The sequence below is a fragment of the Patescibacteria group bacterium genome (genome assembly GCA_041667185.1).
GTDB lineage: Bacteria > Patescibacteriota > Patescibacteriia > SG8-24 > SG8-24 > JBAYFM01.
In genome coordinates this window covers 57,201-76,271 of the sequence record JBAYFM010000006.1, presented here as the reverse complement: position 1 = coordinate 76,271, position 19,071 = coordinate 57,201, and the positions used below count along the sequence as shown (strand labels likewise).

The following is a 19,071-nucleotide window of genomic DNA, read 5'->3' as shown; positions in this document are numbered from 1 at the left end:
GGCTGTGAGATCCGTGGTCTGGGCGATACCATCAACCGTCCAGGCGACGGCGACGCTGCTCTGATTCGTGAGGAGACCGTCAATCGGAGCCGAGATGGCGACGACTGGGGCGATGGAGTCGCGAGCGATAATAATGGAATCCGTCGCGATATTACCGGCGATATCCGTAACTGTAGCCGTAAGAATATTATCGCCTTCGATGCTGAGCGGGACAGAAGCGCAAGTCCAAATACCATCCGCGGGCGAACCTTCGCAGACAATACCGTTAACCCTGACCGTCGAAACGCCCGAACCGGCGTCAGAAGCCGAGACCGTGACATCGGTCAAAGTCGAGTTGGTCAAAGATTCATCGATTGGCGAAGTAATAGCCACAGTCGGCGGCACGATATCGGCTTCGGTCACAGTGATCGTAACAGTCGCGACTCCGGAATTTTCGTACCCATCGGAAGTCACGTAGTTAAAAACGTCCGTGCCGATAGCGGAAGGCGTAAAAGTAATTTTCTGGGTGGCGTTGTAATACCTCGCGATACCGACGCTGTTCAAAAGACAACTATAACCGAGCGGCGCTGGCGGATAAGGATCATTCATGGGATCCCAGGCAACATATTCCGGGCAATTGTATTCACTGGCGCCATCAACATAAGCGGGCCTAAGAACATCCGCCTCGGCATCGGTGTCATTCGCCATCAAACTCGCGGTGACATCCGAAGAGCCCGTACCATACGCCAAGGTCACAGCATCACTGACGGCCACTGGCGGAGTATTGGGCCTGACCATGATCCTCGCGTAATCATCCTCGCTGGCAATACCGTTGCCAGGCGTGGAATCCGGATCAGTCGCGCTCGTAGCCACGACCTCCACCGCGTTGACGATGTCCATTCCCAAGAACTGAGCGCCTACCGAAGCAGTGATCGACAGTCTCGGACTGGTCGAAGGAATCACTGTGCCGACGTTCCAGAGTCCCGTCGTCTGATCATAGGTGCCCTGCGTCGCGACATGGCTCACATAGGTTAAACCAGCCGGCAACAGATCCCGAACCTGGACGCCATAAGCGACCTGGCCATCGTTGGATAAATTTAAAGTAGCGGCACTGTTAGCCAGATAAATATCGTAGGTCACGTTCTGACCGGCGCTGGGACTGGAATCAGAAGCGACCGCGCTGAGACTCAAATCAGCCTGATCAGTGTAGGTGATCTGCGTCGGAACGCCGGAATCAAACGTGGTGCCGGTGCCCAACTGGCCATAGCTGCCTTCGCCCCAGGACCACAGCGAACCGTCTAATTTCATGGCGTAAGAATTCTGACTGCCAGCCGAGATATTGTTCACTCCCGTCAGTTCAGATTGGACCGGTAAGAAACTGCAGGGATGAGTCTGCGTACCGACGTAGCAGTGTTCCACGGCAGCGGTGCCTAACTGGAAACTGCCGTCATAACCCCAGGCCCGAACTGTGCCATCGGATCTGAGAGCCAAGGAATGCGAGTCTCCGGCCGCCAAAGCGACTATGCCGTAAAGACCAGCCACCTGGGTCGGCGTCATCGTAGCGATGTTCGCGTTATCCTGACCGGTTTGGCCCCAATTGTTTTTTCCGAAAGCCCAGACCGTGCCATCGGATTTGCGGACCAAGGAGTGGCCAGAACCAGCGGTTATGGTGGTAACGGAAGTCAGTCCGAGGGACTGGCGGGGAATAACGCTGCAAAAAGATCCGACGCACGTTTCCAGTCCGGCCAAATTACTGCCAATACCAAGCGCGCCGCCGCTTGCTACGCCCCAAGCCCAGACTGTGCCGTCGCCTTTGCGAGCCAAGGAGTGGGCAGAGCCAGCAGCAATGGTCGTGACGCCAGTCAAACCAGTCACCTGCACCGGAGTCAGGCTGGCAGTCGTTGTTCCGTTGCCGAGCTGACCGTAGGCGTTGGCGCCCCAAGCCCAGACCGTGCCATCCATCTTGAGGGCCAAGGTATGTCCGGTTTGATAACCGCTGTAACTTTCGTAACCGGAGATCGCAATGATATTGCTCAAACCCGCTACCTGGGTCGGCGCCGTGAGCAGGTCGGTGAACTTCCACACCGTACCATCAGTCTTGAGAAAATATCCGTTTTGAGTTATTGACTTGACGTTCTGGATATTGGCCGCGTTGGCTTCCGCCGGCCTAAGCCACTTCACGCCCGACTGCGTGCCGACTCCCCACAGCCAAAGCGTGCCATCGCTTCTGATGGCTGAAGAACGCGTCCCATAAGTATGGGCGAGGTAAGCGTTGGTGGCCGGAAAAATATCATTCGCGCTGACGACGAAAGGATTATACGTGAAAGCGGCTGTTGCTGGCTGGACGACGAACGCCAAAACGGCGACGGCGACGACCGTCGAACCGGCTAGCCTCTTAAAAAGTTTATTCAGAATCCTCATAGGTTGGTGTTCTGCCGATGAATAATTTATTTTGTTAATAAAAAAAAATAATTATAGAAATAAAATACGCCCTCATCCGGAGCGTAAAACTACCAGTGGGAAAAAACTCACAGCTTCATGGTATCCGACCGACAATCGAATCTTGCCAATGATGCTATTGGTTCCCATTATGTTTTGTCCTTTTAGCACAACGAATCCGGTGATTTTTTCTTGTTTTTACCCGGTCGAAATCTTCAAAGTTTTTATATTATAACACGCACGCAAACTAACCGCCAATACTCTGTGGGTAAACCACCTATCGGCCGAAAAGAGCGGTTCGGCGGGCAAACATCTTTGTCGTAGTCTGAGCCTATTTCCCGTTTTCCTGATGGCTGTCCTGCTCCTGCGCCAGCCAGTCGCGAAGCCGCGCCGTGGCGACGACATCGTCCTTGTTATAATCAATGACGGCTTCGAGTTTCTTCCGGTCCCCTTTCTCTAACCAGTCCTCGTAGAAAGCCACTGATTCGCTGCCGCCGGCGACCTGCTTCGAACGCGCGAAGCCGATGTAATTGCCGATCTGTTTCAAGCCGTAAAAATACAACGGCAGGATCAGGTTCGCTTTCACGACCTCGTTCAAGTCGACCAGAGCCGCGCGGAAACGATCGAGAGCGGTCGAACCGCCGTAGCGGCGCTCGAGGATCGCGAGCCGGCTGAGTTCATAAGTGCCATAATGAAACACAGCGAACCGCGGCGGCAGGCTTTCGGTCCAGTCGAGGAACCGCCGCCACATCCGCGCTTCGTCCTCGGGCTTCGCGGCGAGAAAATATTCATACCGCTCCCCCGCCCGGTCGCGGACGAGCAGGCCGAACAGGTACTCCAGGCGGCGCAGCGGGTCGCCTTCGATGTCGAAAAAATATTCGACCGGCGCCGCCGGCAATTCGATCCGGCCGCGCAGACGATGTTTGCCTTCGATCAGCGCGGCGGCCTGAAGCGCCAGCCGCTCAAGCGTGGAGCGCGAAATTCCGGTCTTCTCGGCCAGCGCGACGGCGTCCATCTCCCGTGCCTGGTCGATCGTGGCGACGCCGCTGGCGCGCAGCGCCCGCACGTTCCTTTCCTTTATATTATATAACAGCGCCAGGTCGCGGCCGGACTCGGCCAGGGCCGCGCATTCGTTGAACCAAGGCGACGCCTTGCAGGACGATGACAGATGCGGCGGCGGACACTCGCCGCCGAGGGCGCGATCGATTTCCTCGATGGTCGTCCGGTAGCGCTCGCTGAATTCCTGGAGCGCGAAACCGATCAGGAGCCCGGCGCCGTTCAGCACGTAACCGTAGGGCGGCTGGAAACCCTGGACTTCCCCGAGGACATCGGAAAGGAACGAGAGTTTCAGCCGCAGCGCGTCGGAAAGTTTCTCGACGTTCTTGATCTCGACGGCGACGTAATGATACGCGCCGAATTTCGACGACGCGTCGGTCCGTTTCTCGAGCAGGTCCGGTTCGCCGACCCGGCCGCCGCTCTTGAGCCAGCCGCCATAGATCAGGTCGGCTCCGGCTTTCATCAATTTCAACGTGGCCTTTTGCCGCGCTAACTCTCCCCTGCCCCGGACCTCGGAATACTCCCGGCCGGCCAGGACCTCTTTTTCGAATAGCAGCCCGGATTCGAGGAGCAGTCCGGCGAAACGCGACTGACGGATCTTCTTTTTAGGATCGCCGAAACGGTCGAAATACAGCCAGTGCGGACAAGTGGCGTGCTTATAGATCATGGTGCCGGTGAGCGGCCCCCGGCTTTTGACTCTCGATTTTCGGACCCCTGACTTGGCGGCGGTTTTCTTGGTCCCCGTCCGGGAAACCTTCTTCGCGGCCGGCCGCAAGCGCTTATTCATATCTGAGAGACGTGATCGGATCGAGCGCGGCCGCCTTGCGCGCCGGCTGGATGCCGAAGACGACGCCGACGAACGCGGAAACCGCGGCGGCGCCGATGAAAGCCGTCATCGAAACGATATAGGGAACGTCGAGATGATTGGCGCGCATGATCGCCACGACCGCCATGGTCGTGAGGAAGCCGAGGGCGCCGCCGATCAGCCCGCCAGCGGTGGTCAGGACGATGGACTCGGCCAAAAATTGCATCAGGATATCGTTCGGTTTGGCGCCCAGAGCCTTGCGCAGCCCGACCTCGCGGATACGCTCGGTCACGGAAACGAGCATGATGTTCATGATGCCGATGCCGCCGACGAACAGCGAGATCGCGGCGAGGAAAGCCAGAAAGTAAGTGATCACATCGGTGATGGTATTGAGCCGGTCGGTGATATCCTGCATGGTCGTCACCATGAAATCGTCTTTGGTCGGATCTTCGATCTTGTGCCGCTTGCGCAGCAAGCGCTTGACGTCATCGACCGTTTCATCGACATGGGCGGCGTCCTGGGCCGTAAGATTCACCTCGAAGACCTTATCATTGCCGGTGATCCGTTTCTGCGCCAACCGGAGCGGTATCATGGTCATGGAATCCAAATCCATGGTCATCATGCTGCCAAGCGGCTCCAGCACGCCGATCACCATGAGCGGCAAATCCTTGATCTTGACCTTCTGACCGACGGGATCAGCCGAGCCGAAAAGCTTGGTGGCGACCTTGTAACCGATCACTACGACGGGCGCTAACGACCTTTCTTCCTCCCGGGTATAAAAACGCCCCTGGCCGATCTTGATGATCGGCATGATGTGCGGATAAAAATCCGAGGAGCAGCCGTAGATCAGCGACCGGAACTCCTTGTTGCCGAAACGGACGTATTCCTGACCGGTCACAGCGCCGCTCACCGCGGTGGCATAAGGTAAATTGCGCGGATCCTGCAGGGCTTCGACATCCTCGTAATTGAGCGAGGCCGGAGTCGCGCCCAGTATCAGGGCTTGCATGGAATTCTCGCGCGAAGCGCCGGGCGCCGCCGGATTGATCGAGATGACGTTCTGGCTGGAAAAACTGTTGATGTAGCTGATGACGCCCGCTTTGACCGCGACGCCGAGCGAGATGATGACAGTCACCGAGAAGACTCCGATGACGATGCCGAGGAGCGACAAGGCCGTGCGCAATTTGTTGCGCCGGAGGTTGCCGAGCGAGGCTTTGGCCAAGTCGTGAAAATGCATATCATTCGTGGCGCAAAGCTTCGATGGCGTCGAGTTTGGCCGCGGCGGCGGCCGGCGCGACCCCGAAGATCAGGCCGATGCCGATCGAAACGACGAGCGAAACGACGACCGAGGTCAAGGAGATCGTGAATTTCCAGATCAGGTCGTAGTGGATGGCTGCCGCGGCGACGGCCGCGGCGATGACCGTCCCCAAGATCAGGCCGATGACGCCGCCGGAAAACGAGATCAGCGAGCTTTCGGTCAGGAACTGTCTGAGGATGCGGCCCGGCCTGGCGCCCAGGGATTTCCTGAGGCCGATCTCGCGCGTGCGTTCGCGGACGGCGACGTACATGATGTTCATGATGTTGATGCCGCCGACGAGCAGCGAGATCGCCGTCACGAACAGCAGGAAATAATTGATGGAATCGGTGATGCCGGCAATGGTGGTGATGGCCTGCTCGGCCGCCTGCACCGTGAAATCATCCTTGGCCGGATCAGTGATGTGATGGCGGCGGCGCAGGGTCTTCTTGATCTCGTCCTTGACCCAATTGAGATTGCTGGCGTTGTCGACCTTGACCCGCGCGGCGGTCAGATGATTGATGCCGGCGATATATTTCTGGACGGCCGTCACCGGGATGTAGATCGCGTCATCCATCTGGCCCAGCGCGCCGCCGCCCTTCTCTTTCAGGATGCCGATGACCTGATAGTTGTAGCCTTTGACGCGGATCTGTTTGCCGAACGGACTGCCGCGCAAGGAAAGATCTTTCGCCGCGCCGGAACCAAGCACCGCGACCCGGCCATAAGCCGCGACGTCGCGGACGTCGAAAAAACGACCCTCGGCCACCGTCATATCCATCATGGCCGGAAATTCCTCGCCGGTGCCGTAGATCGTGGTCATCGCGGCGACCTGTCCCAGCGAGACCGACTCCAGCGCCATGACCATGGGAACGCCGAGGATGACGTGCGGCAAGGCGCGCACGGCGCGAAAATCGCTCTCTTTGAGGCTGCTCGTGGCGATGCCCATGGCGATCGGCGGCGGTTCGTTCTCGCCGCTGCCGCCCGGCAAGATGCCGATGACGTTGGTTCCGACCGCTTCAGCCTGGTCCAGGATAAGATTCTGGGCGCTCTTGCCGACCGAAGAAACCGCGACCACGGACATCACGCCGATGATGACCCCGAGCATCGTAAGCAAAGTGCGGCTCTTGGACGCCCACAAAGTGTGCCCGGAGTAGATGATGTCCTTGGAGAGGGACATAAGTTCAGGAGACGATGCGGCCGTCCTTCATCCGGATGGTTCGTTCCGCGCGCTGCGCCACGTCTTCCTCGTGAGTGACCATGACGATGGTATTCCCCTCCTTGTGGAGACCGTCGATGATGGCCATGATGTCGTCCGAGGTTTTGGAATCAAGGTTGCCGGTCGGCTCGTCAGCCAGGATCAGTGAAGGCTCGTTGATGAGCGCCCGGGCGATGGCCGCGCGCTGTTGTTCGCCGCCAGAGAGCTGGTTGGGCCGGGCGTCGAGACGGTGGCTCAGACCGACCCGGTCCAGAAGTTCCAGAGCGCGTTTCTTCGCTTTTTTGGCGTCGACAACAGCGGCATATTCGATCGGCAACAAAACATTCTCGAGAACCGAGGTGCGCGGCAGCAGGTTGTAGGCCTGAAAGACGAAACCGATCTGTTCATTGCGGATCACAGCCCGGTCATTCTCCGTGAGCGAGCTGGCATCGCGGCCGCCGAAGACGTACTTGCCAGACGTTGGGCTCAGCAGAAAACCGAGCAAGTGCATCAGAGTGGACTTGCCGCAACCAGAAGGCCCCATGATGGCGAAAAAATCGCCCTTGTTGATGACCAAGTCAACGCCATTCAGGGCTTTGACCAACTGCTCGCCCTGAACATACTCTTTGACCAAATTTTCCAGCCGGATGAGTTCAGCCATGGTTGCGGAAATTACTTCTTGCCGTTAGCGGCGATGACGACGGTCTCGCCCTCGGTCAACCCGCTCGTGATCTCGACGAAATCATTGCTCTCCAGACCGACCGCGACGTCCTTTTCCGCGGGCACGCCGTTCACCAGCACCTGGACGTACTTCCGGCCGTTCTCTTTGAGAGCGCGCAACGGAATCCGCAGCACGCCGTCGTGGCGCGCCACTTCGATATCCAGATTAGCGGTCATGCCCGACTTGAGGCGCGGATCCTCCTGATCGAAGACGATCTTGGTCTCATAGAAGATGACGCCCTCGACGACTTTCTCGGCCGGCTGGATCGTGATGACCTTGCCGGTCCACTTCTCGCCGGTGGAGAAGGCGTCAAGCGTGATCGTGACCGGATCGCCGACCGTCACCCGGGCGATATCGACCTCGGAAATGTTGGAGAGGATCTCAAAAGCGCCTTTGGAATTGAGCGTGATCACGACCTGATTCTGAGTCACGGTCTCGCCAAGTTCGACGGCGATGTCGGTGACCACCGCTTCGATCGGCGCGATCACGGTCCGCTTGGTGAGTTCGTTCAGGAGTCCGTCGAGCGCGGCGGATTCCGCGGCGACTCTGGCGCGCTGGACATCGATCGTCTCCGGCCGGGTGCCGATCTTCTTCAGATCGTAGGCGGCCTGAGCCTGGGCTTTCGCCCGCAGACTCGTCTCAATGCTGCTCGCGGCCGCATTCAGGGCGGTCTCGGAATTCGCGAGCGCGATCGAAGCCGCGGTCTCATCCGAAGCGTTGAGTCGCTGCTGCAGATCCAGGCTCGAACGGTCGGTCGACAGCGTGGAAATGATGGTATTCAGCGTGTTCTGAGCCGTATTGATGTTGAGCTGATAGGTGGCCAGCGTAGTGGAACTGAGTCCCAGAGAATAATTCAGGACCGCGGCCGCGGCGTCGATGTGAGCCTTGACCACCTGCAGTTTGGCCTGGATGATCGCGTAAGAATCCTTAACCGCCGCGAGCGTGCCGACCGATCGGGCTGACGCGGCGGCGGCCGCGAGCGGCGCCAGAGCATCTTTAGCCAGACGGCGAGAGCTGACGGCATCGGACTCGGCCTGGGAATTCGAACTGGAAAAAGACAACTGATCGGTGGTGGTGAACAACGGCATCGACAGGCGGTTGACCGCGTCGGACGATGCTGTGACCGCGTCGTCGAAATCCAAGAGCAGCGTGCTGATCTTGGATTCGATGAGGGTCGCGCCTTTGGCCTGCGTATTCTCCAGATTGCGCTGAGCGTTGGTCTTGGCGATCTCGGCGTCGATCTTGGCCGCCTCGGCGGCCGCCAACTGAGCGGAGGCGGTCTCCACGGCGGACTCGCTGACTCGCAGATCTTCCGCCGTCGCTCCGGCCAAAAACTCCCGGAGCTGGGCCTGGGCCGAAGCCAAGACCGCGCGCTGGGACGAGATCCGGGTCTCGATATCGCGGGAATCGATCTTGATCAGGGCATCGCCGGCCTGGACGTGATCGCCCTCGGCGACCAGGATCTTGGCGACGCGGCCGCTGGCTTCCGGCTGCAGGCTGATCTTGGAACCCGGCGCGATCGAACCCGTGACCGAGATCGTCTCCACGACCGAACCACGGCTCACGACATCGGTCTCATAGACGGTCTGCGGACCGCGCAGCGCCAAATAACCCGCCACCCCGGCCACGACCGCTATAGCGATGATGATGAATGCGATCTTTTTGGAAAATTTGAGCATAATCATGGTTATTTTACCCATAAATCCTATCAGGATTCAGGCTGATAAACAACCCGCTTGACCGTCGGCGGAGTTGACCTGCGGGCCGCTACCGGATATCGTGGCTTAATTATGAAGTTTTGGACCTCGCTCCCCCGCCCCATCATCGCGCTCGCCCCGATGGCCGACATGACCGATTCGGCTTATTGCCGTATCGCGAAGCGCCAGGGCGCCCAGGTCGTCTTCCATGAAATGATCAGCGCCGAAGCCGTGGTCCGCGACAATCGGAAAACCTTGCACATGGCCGACTTTAAACCGGAAGAGCGGCCCATCGTCCAACAGGTGTTCGGCTCCGATCCCGGCGTCGTGGCCGAAGCGATCCGGATCATCGATGAGAAATATTCTCCGGACGCCTTCGACCTGAACATGGGCTGCCCGGTCTATAAGATCGTCTGCAATTTCAACGGTTCCGCGCTGATGAAAGATCCGGAACTGGCATGCCGGATCATCCTCGCGGCCAAAGAAGCGACCTCCAAACCTGTATCCGTGAAGACGCGCCTGGGCTGGTCGAGACCCGACGAGATCCTGACGTTCGTGAAGACCGTCGAGGCTTCGGGCGCCGACCTCGTGACGATCCACGGCCGGACCAAAGAGCAGGGCTACACTGGCCAGGCCGACTGGCAGGCGATCGGCCGCGCCCGGGCGCTCGTGAAGATCCCGGTCCTCGTGAACGGCGACATTGCGTCTGGAGCTGACGCGCGCAAAGCGCTCGCCGCGACTGCTGGCGACGGCGTGATGATCGGACGCGGGGCGCTCGGCAATCCCTGGGTCTTCGCCGAGATCGCCGCGACTCTGAACGGGACCGCGTACCGGCCGCCGACACTCGCCGAGCGCGCCGCCGTCATCATGGAACACGCTCGGCTGCACGCCGAACTCCAGCCCGGTCCGGAACCGCTGCTGACCTTCCGCAAACACCTGATCTGGTATTTCAAAGGCCTGCCGGACGCGAAGTCCTGGCGGGAAAAGGCCGTTCGCGTCTCGGACCTGGATGATCTCGGCGTCCTGCTCGCGGAACTGGCCCGACAATGACGCTCCCCGGGCCAAGGCCCGGGGTTTACGGACAATAAAACCCCTGCCAAGCGGCGGGGGTTTTCGTTTCAATCGTCCGACCGGACATGATCGGCCAAATAATCGATCTGTGGTTCGAACTGTTCATAATCAGTCGGTGCGTAAGTACTGATTATGATCAGCAACATCTGCGGATCACCCGGCAAGTACTCGATCCAGATCTTGCCGCGTGGCGCGGATTCCTGGCTGATGGACTCGAAGACCAAAGAGCAGCGCCGGCCGGATGGCCCGATACCGCAAAAAGCGGCGACCTCGAACCCCTGATCCGTGAGCTGTTTCGCCAGCTCTGTAGAGATGTTTTCCGGCGTCACCCCCTCGGCCGGCCACAGCTGCAGAAGCACCCGGGCCGCCGGCTCTTGGTGAAAAAGCGCTAACACGGGACGCGGAGAATAGTCGTCGAGCCGCGCGCCCGTCACCGCCTCCCATTGTTCAGCCGGCTCCGGCAGCCTGACCGTGAGCACATGCTCGATCGTGACGACGGAACCAAGGATCCGGATCTGACCGACGTTCGGGTCGGCCTCGCCGTTCATCCTGAGCGCTAGTCTGGCGAGCGCCGACAGGATCACTATCGCGGCCAAAACAGAAACGACGATCAAAATGATCCGCAACACTGGCTTGCCGGTCTTCATCAACGACCTCCTGTCCTTGATCTTAGTGAAAGAACTTTGGGTCCAGCTTGTAATAACGGACCAAGCTTGTCAACTGGACCGCGCCGCCGCCCGCACCGGCTGAAAAGAACGTTTATGCTATACTTATTTAAGTATGGCTTTCGAACCGCTGACCTTATCGGGCGCTGCGACCAAAAAAGTCGCGCCACCGAGCCGCCAACCGAACTTTCCGGGTTTCAAAGGCCGGTTGTTGAGGGTTTTCAACCGCCTGATGCGCAAAGCCGGCCTCTTCGCCGCGCTGATCTCACTACAATGGTTCGTCATTTTGGCGACCGCACTGGCCGCGCTCAGCACTTGGCAGCAACACTGGCCCAGCGACAATTGGACCACCAGCCTGGTGGTCTTGGAATTACTGATCGGCGTCATCCTCTTCCTGGGGCTTCTGGCCGGAATCAGCGCCGTCGCCGCCTTCAAGACAAGACTCGGCCAAGCGCTGGCAATCGGCTTCAGCCGCGTCATCGGGCTGGTCAGCGCCGCCGCCCTGGCACTGCTGGCGTCCGGCGCCGCCGCTCTCGCCCTGGTCCTGCCCGGTCTTCTCGTCATGTTCCGATCAGCTTTGCTGTTGCCAACGCTGCTTGCCGAAGATCTGTCCGGAACGAAACTGCTGTCCCGAAGTTACGGTCTGGTTCGCGGCCGGACCCTGGCCCTGGGGCTGCAGCTTTTCATCCTCTCGATCTGGACCGCGGCCCTCGCCACCCTCATCGAACTGGCGGCCGGAATGATCCCCGGGGCGCAGGCTTCCGACAGCGCTTTCCGGATCCTGGGCGCCGACCTTTCCTGGGATGCGCTCGTCGTTGCCGGACAGATCCTGGTCGGCCTGATCGGCCTCGCTGCGCTACTGACCTATCTCCAGATCTATTACGAAGACGCGGTTGAAAATGACGACCAGCGGACGGATGACGCGATCAGCCGTCTCTACGGCTGGCTGGCCGCCGGCGGCGCACTGCTGCTCGTCATCGGTTTGGCCGCGCCGACGCTCCTGGACAGACTGCCGCGAGTGACGACGTCAAAAACAGCGGCCGTCGCGGAACTGGCGAAACCTGAAAAAATAGTCGACCCGGCCGAGGAACGCGACTGGGAACGCTACCGCGCGATGAACGTGCTGCGCATCGGCCTGAATTCCTACCAGAGTTCGAACAAGAATTATCCGGCGCGGCTCGAAGACCTCGTCGGACCGCAGATCGAAAAACTTCCGCTCGACCCGTCGTCCGCCCAGCCTTACGCCTACGAACTCATTCCGGGCGGCTATCGCATCAGCTTCACTCTGGAAAAAGGACTGCTGGCTCTCGCCCCCGGCGGGCACATCCTGAGCGCGCGCGGCTTCGATATTCCGCTTCAGGTCCGGAGCGAACCCACCGCGACCGCCCCGGCCGCCGACACCGAGCAGCCCGCCACGTCCGAGATCAGCGACGTTGACAGCGACGGTCTCAGCGACCAAGAAGAAAAAAGGCTCGGCACCGATCCACTGAAACGCGACACTGACGACGACGGCCTCGCTGACGGCAAGGAGGTCGGCGTCTATCGGACCGATCCACTGAAACGCGACACTGACGACGACGGCTTCAATGACTGGGACGAAATCTGGTCGGGCTTTGACCCACTTTCCAAGAGCGGCAAACTACCGGATCAGGACAGCGACGGCCTGGCCGACCTGTACGAAATCGACAATTACCTTGATCGCAAAAACCCCGACATGGACGGCGATAACCTCTCCGACGGCGATGAGATCCGAATCTACGGCACTGACCCGAAGAACGCCGACACCGACAGTGACGGCTTCAACGACAGCGATGTCTTGCGGGGATATGATCCGCTCGGGACCGGAAAACTGACGCTGGCCGCCGAACAGAAGATCGCCGGACTCAAAGCTAAATATGGCCAACATCCGCCGCCGGTCGAATGATGCGCGATTGCCCGGCCGACCTAAACGAGATTAATCCCACCGCCATGCCGACTCCCAACCCGGACCAAAAAAAGAAGCTGATCATCACGGCGATCCTGGCCGCGTTCATCGCGGTGCCGATCATCCTAGCGCGCATCTCCCCTTTCAATAATGAGACCTACGCCGCGCCGCTCGGAGAGGAGCAGCTGCCGACCATCGTGCAGATCAAAGATCGGGCGGTCTCGGCGATGCAGTCGGCTGGACGGAAACTCGCGATCGCGAAAACGAAACCACCGGCGGCTGTCCAGGCAAATGGATCACCCGCATCGACGCCGACGAACGCAGCGCCAGCCGATCCAACGTTGGCTGTGGCCGTTGAAACCGAGGACTCGGCGGCAAAGCCGGCGGGATTGACCGGCTCCGCCAACGACGCTGCTGCCGCCAGCACTAACGCCACCGTTACCACTGCCGCAACCGCTGCAGCGACCACTGCTGCCGTCACCGCCGTCAACCAAGTCGCCACCACCGCTCAGACCCAGCAGGCCGAAGAGCTAGGCTCCGCCGTCGGCAGTTTTTGGGGGCTGGCCTGGGAAAAATCCCGCCCCTTCCTGGCCCAGGCCTGGATCTCGCTCCGCAACCTCGCTGGTAATTTCTGGAAACGGCTCGGTTCGCTGGCCAAGAAACCTTCGGCCGCCGATGTGCCCGTCGTGAACGCCGCCGCCAATGATGACTCCGAAAATAAAACCGCCGCGACGCAGCCGGCCGCCGGCGAATAATCCGCCCCCTATGCTAGAAAGCGAGCTTTCCTTCCTGGTCAAAGAGACGCCGAACCTCAATGAACTCGGCCGCAGCGAGATCGAACAGCACTACTTGTCCGAAGGCGGCGAACCGTTGCGCATCCGCCGCATCGGCCAGCGTTACGAACTGACCAAGAAACTGGACGTGGCCAAAAATGATTTCTCGCGCAAGGATGAGATCAACATTCCGCTGACCGAAGAGGAATTCACGCGCCTCCGCGGCCTGTCCATCCGCAGCCTGGCCAAGACCCGCTATTTCTTTCCCCTGCCGGAAGGCCTCATGGGCGAGATCGATGTTTTTCACGGTCCGCTCGAGGGTCTGACCGTCGTGGAGATTGAATTCAATAACGATTCGGCGCGGACAGCCTTCGTGCCGCCGCCTTGGTTCGGCCGCGACGTCTCGCAGGAGGAGTGGTCGGCCAATCACAATCTGGCCGGCAAGAATTTCGCGGATATCAAAAAATTCCTCAACTGAATCCGAAATCAAAACCGCCGAGCCCAGCTCGGCGGTTTTATTATCATCGCACCGATTACGTCAGGTCCGTAAGATGACCGCGGAAATCTTTCTTGTAAATATCGAGCAGGGCCATGGTGGTCGCGAGCGTCAGCGGGCCCAAAATGAAACCGGCAAAACCGAAGAACTGCAGGCCGCCGAGAATGGACAATAGGATCAGCAGCGGATGGATATTAGTCTTGCTTTCGACCAGTTTGGGCTGAAGGAAATTATCGACCGTGCCGATGAGGAGGAGCGAGACCAGGGTCAGGCCGATGGCCGCGCCATAATGGCCGGAAATGACCAGATAGACGATCGTCGGCACGGTGACGAGCGACGAGCCGAAGATCGGCAGAAAAGATGCGGCCCCGGTCATCGTACCCCAGAAGAACGGCGCCGGCACGCCAAAAATCCAGAAGAAAACTCCGGCTAAGACGCCTTTGATGAGCCCGATCACCAGCACGCCGTTCACGACGGCGCGAACAGCGATAATGACGCGGCTCAGGACCATTTCATCGTAATCATCGCCGAGCGGCGACAGCGCCAAAAACTCTGCCTTGATCCGGGCGCCATCCTTGAGCAAGTAATAGACGAAGATCAGGATGATGACGAAAGCCAAGAACATGCCCAGGATGTTGGAGAAGAACTCGAAAAGATTGGAAGATAATCCTTCAACCACAGCCCTGAGCACGCTCAGGGACTGGTTGATGATCTCGGGGATCTGAATGTGGAGTCCGGACGGCAGGATGCGTTCAAGATAAGCTACGACCGCGTCAGCCGAAAAGAACCCCCGCGCGTGACCGAACAGAGAAATGAGCTCGCCGGACAGAGCAGCCAAGAAATAGATCAGCGGCAGGACGACGGTCAGGGCGACCACGATCACGGTCAGGAAAGCTGCGGCAATCTCCGAACGGATGAGCTTGAGCAGATATGCGTAAAGCGGCCGCGCAACCACGGCCAAAGCCCCGCCAAAAGCCAGCAACGGCAAATACGATCTGAAGACCAGTAAGGTCAGAAGGCCGCTCAAAACAAGAACGGCTATAAAGAAGTAGCTCTGGAATCTTTGGGTGCTCATATCTGCCTTAATGATACTAAATTTCCAGCTTTTTTACAACTCAAGAAACGACGAGGACTGGTCTGCCGCGGCTCACATAACAATAACTGCGCAGCCGCCACAAGCCGTGAGATCCGTCAGACGTCGATCTCCAACCGCTTCATGCGCCGCGGAGCGAGCACTCCATAGACGGCCACGACCAGGATCGAGATGACGGCGAGCCCGAGGATCGACACTGCGTCGATCATTCCGTTCTTCAGGTAAGCAGCCGTGAATCCCCGGACATAGCCGGCGGCTACATATATATAAAGAAGCCCCAGGACCACGGCCGCGATCCCGGCCGGCGAGGTCGATAAAGACTCCGCGTCGCGTTTCCGGAAATCCGGAAAGGCGCAGCCCTGGCCGAGGGTCAGCGCCGTGATCGCCGCGTTCAGACAGAGAACAGCGAAGACCAGGAACGTTCCCAGCACCCAGCCGAGTCCGAAAGTCAGGGTCGTGACCGCGGCCGCCGCGAGCAACGGGATCGCGCTGGCCGCCGTCCAAAAAAATAATTTCCAAGAGAAGAACTCGTGGATATGGACCGGGCTCGACCAGAGAGCCCAGGCGCCGCGGCCTTCGAGCGACAGGGACGGGAAAGCGAACCGCATTCCCAGGATCAGGGAAAAATAACCGATCGACACGAACACCCGGAACAACATCTGCTCGGTGAGGATCGCGGCCTGATCGATGATATCCATACCAGCGACCGCGCGGATGGCCAGGAGGAAAAAGAACAGTAGCGCGGCCAGAAAGACAGCGCTGAACACTTCTCCGGAATCGCGCCGGAATTGCAGATACTCTTTTTCGAACAGGTAGCCGTAGCGCCAACGGAAAAGCCTGGGAAAAGACATGGCCGGCCGCCGCCCCGAAGCGTCCTCCGGCCGGGCCAGGAATCCGCCCTCTTCAGTGAAGCGCCAGATCGGCAAAAAGAACGACCGGGCGAGCGCCAGCAGAATCACGGCTGCGGCCGCGAGAGCCAGTGCGATCGCCAACGCCGTCCTGGCCGGATTTCCGGCAGCCCCGGGCAAAGCGCCGATGACGAGCTCGGCGAAAGGATGACTGGGGAACCAGGCGAACATTTCCGCCAGCCGGGATCCGGAAGCGGCGATCTCCGGCGCGGTCACAGCCCCGAACAGGCCGACGACCTGCCGGGAAGCGACATAACGGATGAGAAGACCCAGAAGATAGAGAGCGCCGAAAGTTTCCAAAGCCTTGATCCAGCCCGAGGACAGCGGCCGAGCCAGCCAACCGACAGCGAAAGACAGCAAGCCTCCGGCCAGAGAGATCGCCAGCAGGAATAACAGCGCCACGATCAGGCAAAAACCGTAATAAGCGGCCGAAGCCTGAAGCGCCGCGCCCAGGGCGAAAAGCGCCGGCAGGCCGATGATCACGATGGGCCAGGAAGAAAGCGCCGCGGCCGCTAAAAAACGATGAATGTAGACCGCCACCGGCTCGACCGGCAGACTGAGGAGCAGCCGCACTTCGCCGTAGCGGAAAATCAGCGGAAAGGACGCCGCCACGAAACTGACGGCGCCGAACAGGAAAATGAAAGCGAAAGCCGTCTCCAACACGTAACGGACGAGGAGCGGTCCGGCCGGCAACTCGCTGAGCAGGAACGAAAAAGCGCGCCGGAAAATAAAATATGCGGCCAGAGCCGCGAAAATACACAGGACCAGGAAGAGAAACGCCACCGCGGCATCAGCCCAGGTCAACTCCCGGAAACTGTTCCGGATCTCGCGCCGGCGGACGGCGCGCAAAGCAGCGAGCTCGAAGATCATAACTTGGCCGCGAGCTTCAGATAACACTCTTCCAGGGTCCCGGACCCGAGTCCGGCCCGGGCGCGCAGATCAACGAGCGTCCCTTCCGCCGCCAGACGCCCTTCCTGGAGCAGGCCGAAGCGGCCACAGAGGATCTCGGCGACAGCGAGAGTGTGGGTCGAAAGCAGGATGGCGCCGCCAGCCCGGGCGAACTCGCGGAAAAGTTCCTCGGTCGCGACGGCGCTCGCCGGATCGAGACCGACCATCGGCTCGTCGACGAGCAGCAGCGACGGCGCGTGAAGCAGCGCCGCCAGAATGGAAAACTTTTGCTTGGTCCCCCGGGAATACCGGCCGAACAGGCCGTCAGCGAGACGTCCCAAATCATAACGTTCCAGGAGCTCATCGATCTTCCGGTCGCGAGCACCGCGTTCCATGCCGTAAAGCTGGCCGACGAACTCCAGGAATTCGCGTCCGGTCAGCCGATCGTAACCCGCCGGATCATCGGGAACGTAACCGATCCGGCGTTTGGCGCGCGTCGGAGTCTTGGCGACGTCGATGCCACCGATGCTGATCGAACCTTTGGTCGGACGATAAAGACCGGCGATCATCTTGATGGTCGTCGTCTTGCCGGATCCGTTCGGTCCGATGAGTCCGTAGATCTCGCCCGGGTCGATCTGAAGCGTCAGACCGCTGATCGCGGCGCGGCCGCCGAATTTCTTGGTCACGGACGCGATCTCCAAAGCCCTGGGTGTCATAGAATATCATTATAACACATTTTTGCCGCGGCCAATATACCCAAAAAAGCGCTAACTGTTGATAAAAACTTGACAAGCATGACCCAGTCTTCATACACTTGAGTTGGGAGGACCCAAACATGCGTAAAATAAAAAAAATCGCGCTCGCCCTGCTTTACCTCACGCAAATCCTCGTCATCTGTCGTGAGCCGGCCGCTAAAGTCTTTGAAGGATTCCACGAAACGGGTGAACAAGAAATTACCCCGGCCGAAACGATACGGGATCTGCGGGAGATATTTTCGCGAGCCTGGCACAATCAGATCGACGCCTATCGGACATCCCTGATGCGCACGCTCCCCCACCGCGGACCGCTTGCGGGAGAGGCCATCGAACATGTCCGGCATCCCCATGAAGAGAAAAAATCCGAACAGGCGAAACGCCATCGCCGCCGGATGTTCAAGGAATATGTGATCGACAACCTCTGGCTGGCCATTCAGCGCCTCGCCCTGCCCGAGTCCCAGCCACAGCCGATCTTCCGCCCGTTGACGCTGCACCACGCCGCTTTGTCCGCGGCCTGATCATATCCAAATAGAAAAATGCGCCGGCCAACGACCGGCGCATTTCTATTTTTTCAGCGGGTCTGACCTTCGCCGCTATTTGTAAATCTGAGCCACCAGCGAAACTTCGAGGCTGCCGTCCTCTTTCGACGTGAAACTGAAGGTCGCCGAATGCTTGGTCTCGGTCTTGGCGTCGAACATCTTTTCGAAAGAAATCATCAGGCTATCAGGCGTGGCGAATTCGGTCGTCAAGGTCCAGCCGTTCCGCGGCATGGCTTCCTTATAATAATCCGCGATCTTCTTCTGGCTCTCGGCGGCGGTCCAGGTCAGCGTGAAAGTATTCATCTCGCCCGAACCCAGACTGTACTTATTGATCAGTTTCAAACCGGACATGACCGGGATATCCGACGGGAACGACTCGGGCAGCGCCAGGAGTTTGTCCGTGCCGCCGACCTGAGTCTCGATGACGCCGGTCTCGCCGGTCTCGGTCTTATAAGTGAACGTGCCGCCCTGCCCGTTGGCGTCAAATTTCATCTCTGCTCCGTCCTGTCCCTTGAAACTGACGACGCCGCCTTTGTCATCGATCTTCAGGCCGGTACCGGCTTCGAGAGCCTTGCGAGCGACGAAACCGGCGACCTTCGAACCGACCCAGCCCAGAAACGAAAGGCCGACCACGACGGCGATGATGATGATCAAGAGTCTGTTATTGGACTGTGCGGGCGGCGTCGGCGGAGCGGCCGGAGGAACGGCAACCGGCTGCTTGGCGGGATTAGCGGCATCCATAGATAGAAGCGAGATTAAATGAATACGCGGGCATT

At 59.3% G+C, this 19,071-nt stretch carries 16 protein-coding genes; 5 read left to right on the top strand and 11 right to left on the bottom strand.

Going from position 1 to position 19,071, the window contains the following annotated elements:
- From WCT10_03170 to WCT10_03145, 6 genes are all read right to left on the bottom strand, one after another.
- A partial coding sequence (locus WCT10_03170) for a hypothetical protein (protein MFA6603821.1) occupies window positions 1–2,400 on the bottom strand: 2,400 nt, incomplete at its 3' end.
- Between the two features lie 349 nt (window positions 2,401–2,749).
- On the bottom strand, window positions 2,750–4,261 hold the full coding sequence (locus WCT10_03165; GenBank protein MFA6603820.1) for a TM0106 family RecB-like putative nuclease: 1,512 nt from the start codon (window positions 4,259–4,261) through the stop codon (window positions 2,750–2,752).
- Complete coding sequence (locus WCT10_03160) at window positions 4,254–5,513, bottom strand: ABC transporter permease (protein ID MFA6603819.1); 1,260 nt, start codon at window positions 5,511–5,513, stop codon at window positions 4,254–4,256. The genes WCT10_03165 and WCT10_03160 overlap by 8 nt, the downstream gene beginning before the upstream one ends.
- Before the next feature lies 1 nt (window position 5,514).
- Complete coding sequence (locus WCT10_03155; protein MFA6603818.1) at window positions 5,515–6,747, bottom strand: ABC transporter permease; 1,233 nt, start codon at window positions 6,745–6,747, stop codon at window positions 5,515–5,517.
- Between the two features lie 4 nt (window positions 6,748–6,751).
- A complete protein-coding gene (locus WCT10_03150; protein MFA6603817.1) occupies window positions 6,752–7,426 on the bottom strand; it encodes an ABC transporter ATP-binding protein in 675 nt (224 codons plus the stop codon).
- A gap of 11 nt (window positions 7,427–7,437) precedes the next feature.
- A complete protein-coding gene (locus WCT10_03145) occupies window positions 7,438–9,186 on the bottom strand; it encodes an efflux RND transporter periplasmic adaptor subunit (GenBank protein ID MFA6603816.1) in 1,749 nt (582 codons plus the stop codon).
- 90 nt (window positions 9,187–9,276) lie between these two features.
- Here WCT10_03145 and dusB point away from each other — a divergent pair, with 90 nt between their 5' ends.
- Window positions 9,277–10,233, top strand: a complete 957-nt coding sequence (dusB, locus tag WCT10_03140) for a tRNA dihydrouridine synthase DusB (protein ID MFA6603815.1) — start codon at window positions 9,277–9,279, stop codon at window positions 10,231–10,233.
- Between the two features lie 68 nt (window positions 10,234–10,301).
- Here the strand turns inward: dusB and WCT10_03135 are convergent, their stop codons facing one another.
- On the bottom strand, window positions 10,302–10,901 hold the full coding sequence (locus WCT10_03135; protein ID MFA6603814.1) for a hypothetical protein: 600 nt from the start codon (window positions 10,899–10,901) through the stop codon (window positions 10,302–10,304).
- A 133-nt stretch (window positions 10,902–11,034) separates the two neighbouring features.
- On the opposite strand from WCT10_03135, the gene WCT10_03130 reads away from it, so the two are divergent.
- From WCT10_03130 to WCT10_03120, 3 genes are read left to right on the top strand one after another with little or no spacing between them, the layout of a single operon-like run.
- Window positions 11,035–12,843, top strand: coding sequence for a hypothetical protein (locus WCT10_03130; GenBank protein ID MFA6603813.1), 1,809 nt, complete (start codon window positions 11,035–11,037; stop codon window positions 12,841–12,843).
- Between the two features lie 44 nt (window positions 12,844–12,887).
- The gene (locus WCT10_03125; GenBank protein MFA6603812.1) at window positions 12,888–13,598 is read left to right on the top strand and encodes a hypothetical protein; all 711 of its coding nucleotides are present in this window, start codon (window positions 12,888–12,890) and stop codon (window positions 13,596–13,598) included.
- Between the two features lie 10 nt (window positions 13,599–13,608).
- Window positions 13,609–14,094, top strand: a complete 486-nt coding sequence (locus WCT10_03120; GenBank protein ID MFA6603811.1) for a hypothetical protein — start codon at window positions 13,609–13,611, stop codon at window positions 14,092–14,094.
- 55 nt (window positions 14,095–14,149) lie between these two features.
- On the opposite strand, the gene WCT10_03115 is transcribed toward WCT10_03120, so the two are convergent.
- The 3 genes from WCT10_03115 to WCT10_03105 form a co-directional block, all read right to left on the bottom strand.
- The gene (locus tag WCT10_03115) at window positions 14,150–15,187 is read right to left on the bottom strand and encodes an AI-2E family transporter (protein ID MFA6603810.1); all 1,038 of its coding nucleotides are present in this window, start codon (window positions 15,185–15,187) and stop codon (window positions 14,150–14,152) included.
- Between the two features lie 116 nt (window positions 15,188–15,303).
- Window positions 15,304–16,983 carry a hypothetical protein gene (locus tag WCT10_03110; GenBank protein MFA6603809.1) on the bottom strand — a complete coding sequence of 560 codons (1,680 nt, stop codon included), beginning with the start codon at window positions 16,981–16,983 and terminating at the stop codon, window positions 15,304–15,306.
- Window positions 16,980–17,717 carry an ABC transporter ATP-binding protein gene (locus tag WCT10_03105; GenBank protein ID MFA6603808.1) on the bottom strand — a complete coding sequence of 246 codons (738 nt, stop codon included), beginning with the start codon at window positions 17,715–17,717 and terminating at the stop codon, window positions 16,980–16,982. Before WCT10_03105 ends, WCT10_03110 begins: the two co-directional genes overlap by 4 nt.
- Window positions 17,718–17,836: 119 nt before the next feature.
- On the opposite strand from WCT10_03105, the gene WCT10_03100 reads away from it, so the two are divergent.
- The gene (locus WCT10_03100) at window positions 17,837–18,274 is read left to right on the top strand and encodes a hypothetical protein (protein MFA6603807.1); all 438 of its coding nucleotides are present in this window, start codon (window positions 17,837–17,839) and stop codon (window positions 18,272–18,274) included.
- Window positions 18,275–18,349: 75 nt separating this feature from the next.
- Here WCT10_03100 and WCT10_03095 read toward each other — a convergent pair whose 3' ends face one another.
- On the bottom strand, window positions 18,350–19,036 hold the full coding sequence (locus tag WCT10_03095; protein ID MFA6603806.1) for a hypothetical protein: 687 nt from the start codon (window positions 19,034–19,036) through the stop codon (window positions 18,350–18,352).
- Between the last annotated feature and the right edge of the window lie 35 nt (window positions 19,037–19,071).

Bases quoted from the DNA above. Each gene is read 5' to 3' on its own strand.
- WCT10_03095 (MFA6603806.1), bottom strand. From the start codon at position 19,036: ATGGATGCCGCTAATCCCGCCAAGCAGCCGGTTGCCGTTCCTCCGGCC.
- WCT10_03145 (MFA6603816.1), bottom strand. From the start codon at position 9,186: ATGGGTAAAATAACCATGATTATGCTCAAATTTTCCAAAAAGATCGCA.
- WCT10_03165 (MFA6603820.1), bottom strand. From the start codon at position 4,261: ATGAATAAGCGCTTGCGGCCGGCCGCGAAGAAGGTTTCCCGGACGGGG.
- WCT10_03135 (MFA6603814.1), bottom strand. From the start codon at position 10,901: ATGAAGACCGGCAAGCCAGTGTTGCGGATCATTTTGATCGTCGTTTCT.
- WCT10_03130 (MFA6603813.1), top strand. From the start codon at position 11,035: ATGGCTTTCGAACCGCTGACCTTATCGGGCGCTGCGACCAAAAAAGTC.
- WCT10_03100 (MFA6603807.1), top strand. From the start codon at position 17,837: ATGCGTAAAATAAAAAAAATCGCGCTCGCCCTGCTTTACCTCACGCAA.
- WCT10_03105 (MFA6603808.1), bottom strand. From the start codon at position 17,717: ATGACACCCAGGGCTTTGGAGATCGCGTCCGTGACCAAGAAATTCGGC.
- WCT10_03150 (MFA6603817.1), bottom strand. From the start codon at position 7,426: ATGGCTGAACTCATCCGGCTGGAAAATTTGGTCAAAGAGTATGTTCAG.
- WCT10_03120 (MFA6603811.1), top strand. From the start codon at position 13,609: ATGCTAGAAAGCGAGCTTTCCTTCCTGGTCAAAGAGACGCCGAACCTC.
- WCT10_03110 (MFA6603809.1), bottom strand. From the start codon at position 16,983: ATGATCTTCGAGCTCGCTGCTTTGCGCGCCGTCCGCCGGCGCGAGATC.
- dusB (MFA6603815.1), top strand. From the start codon at position 9,277: ATGAAGTTTTGGACCTCGCTCCCCCGCCCCATCATCGCGCTCGCCCCG.
- WCT10_03125 (MFA6603812.1), top strand. From the start codon at position 12,888: ATGCCGACTCCCAACCCGGACCAAAAAAAGAAGCTGATCATCACGGCG.
- WCT10_03155 (MFA6603818.1), bottom strand. From the start codon at position 6,747: ATGTCCCTCTCCAAGGACATCATCTACTCCGGGCACACTTTGTGGGCG.
- WCT10_03160 (MFA6603819.1), bottom strand. From the start codon at position 5,513: ATGCATTTTCACGACTTGGCCAAAGCCTCGCTCGGCAACCTCCGGCGC.
- WCT10_03115 (MFA6603810.1), bottom strand. From the start codon at position 15,187: ATGAGCACCCAAAGATTCCAGAGCTACTTCTTTATAGCCGTTCTTGTT.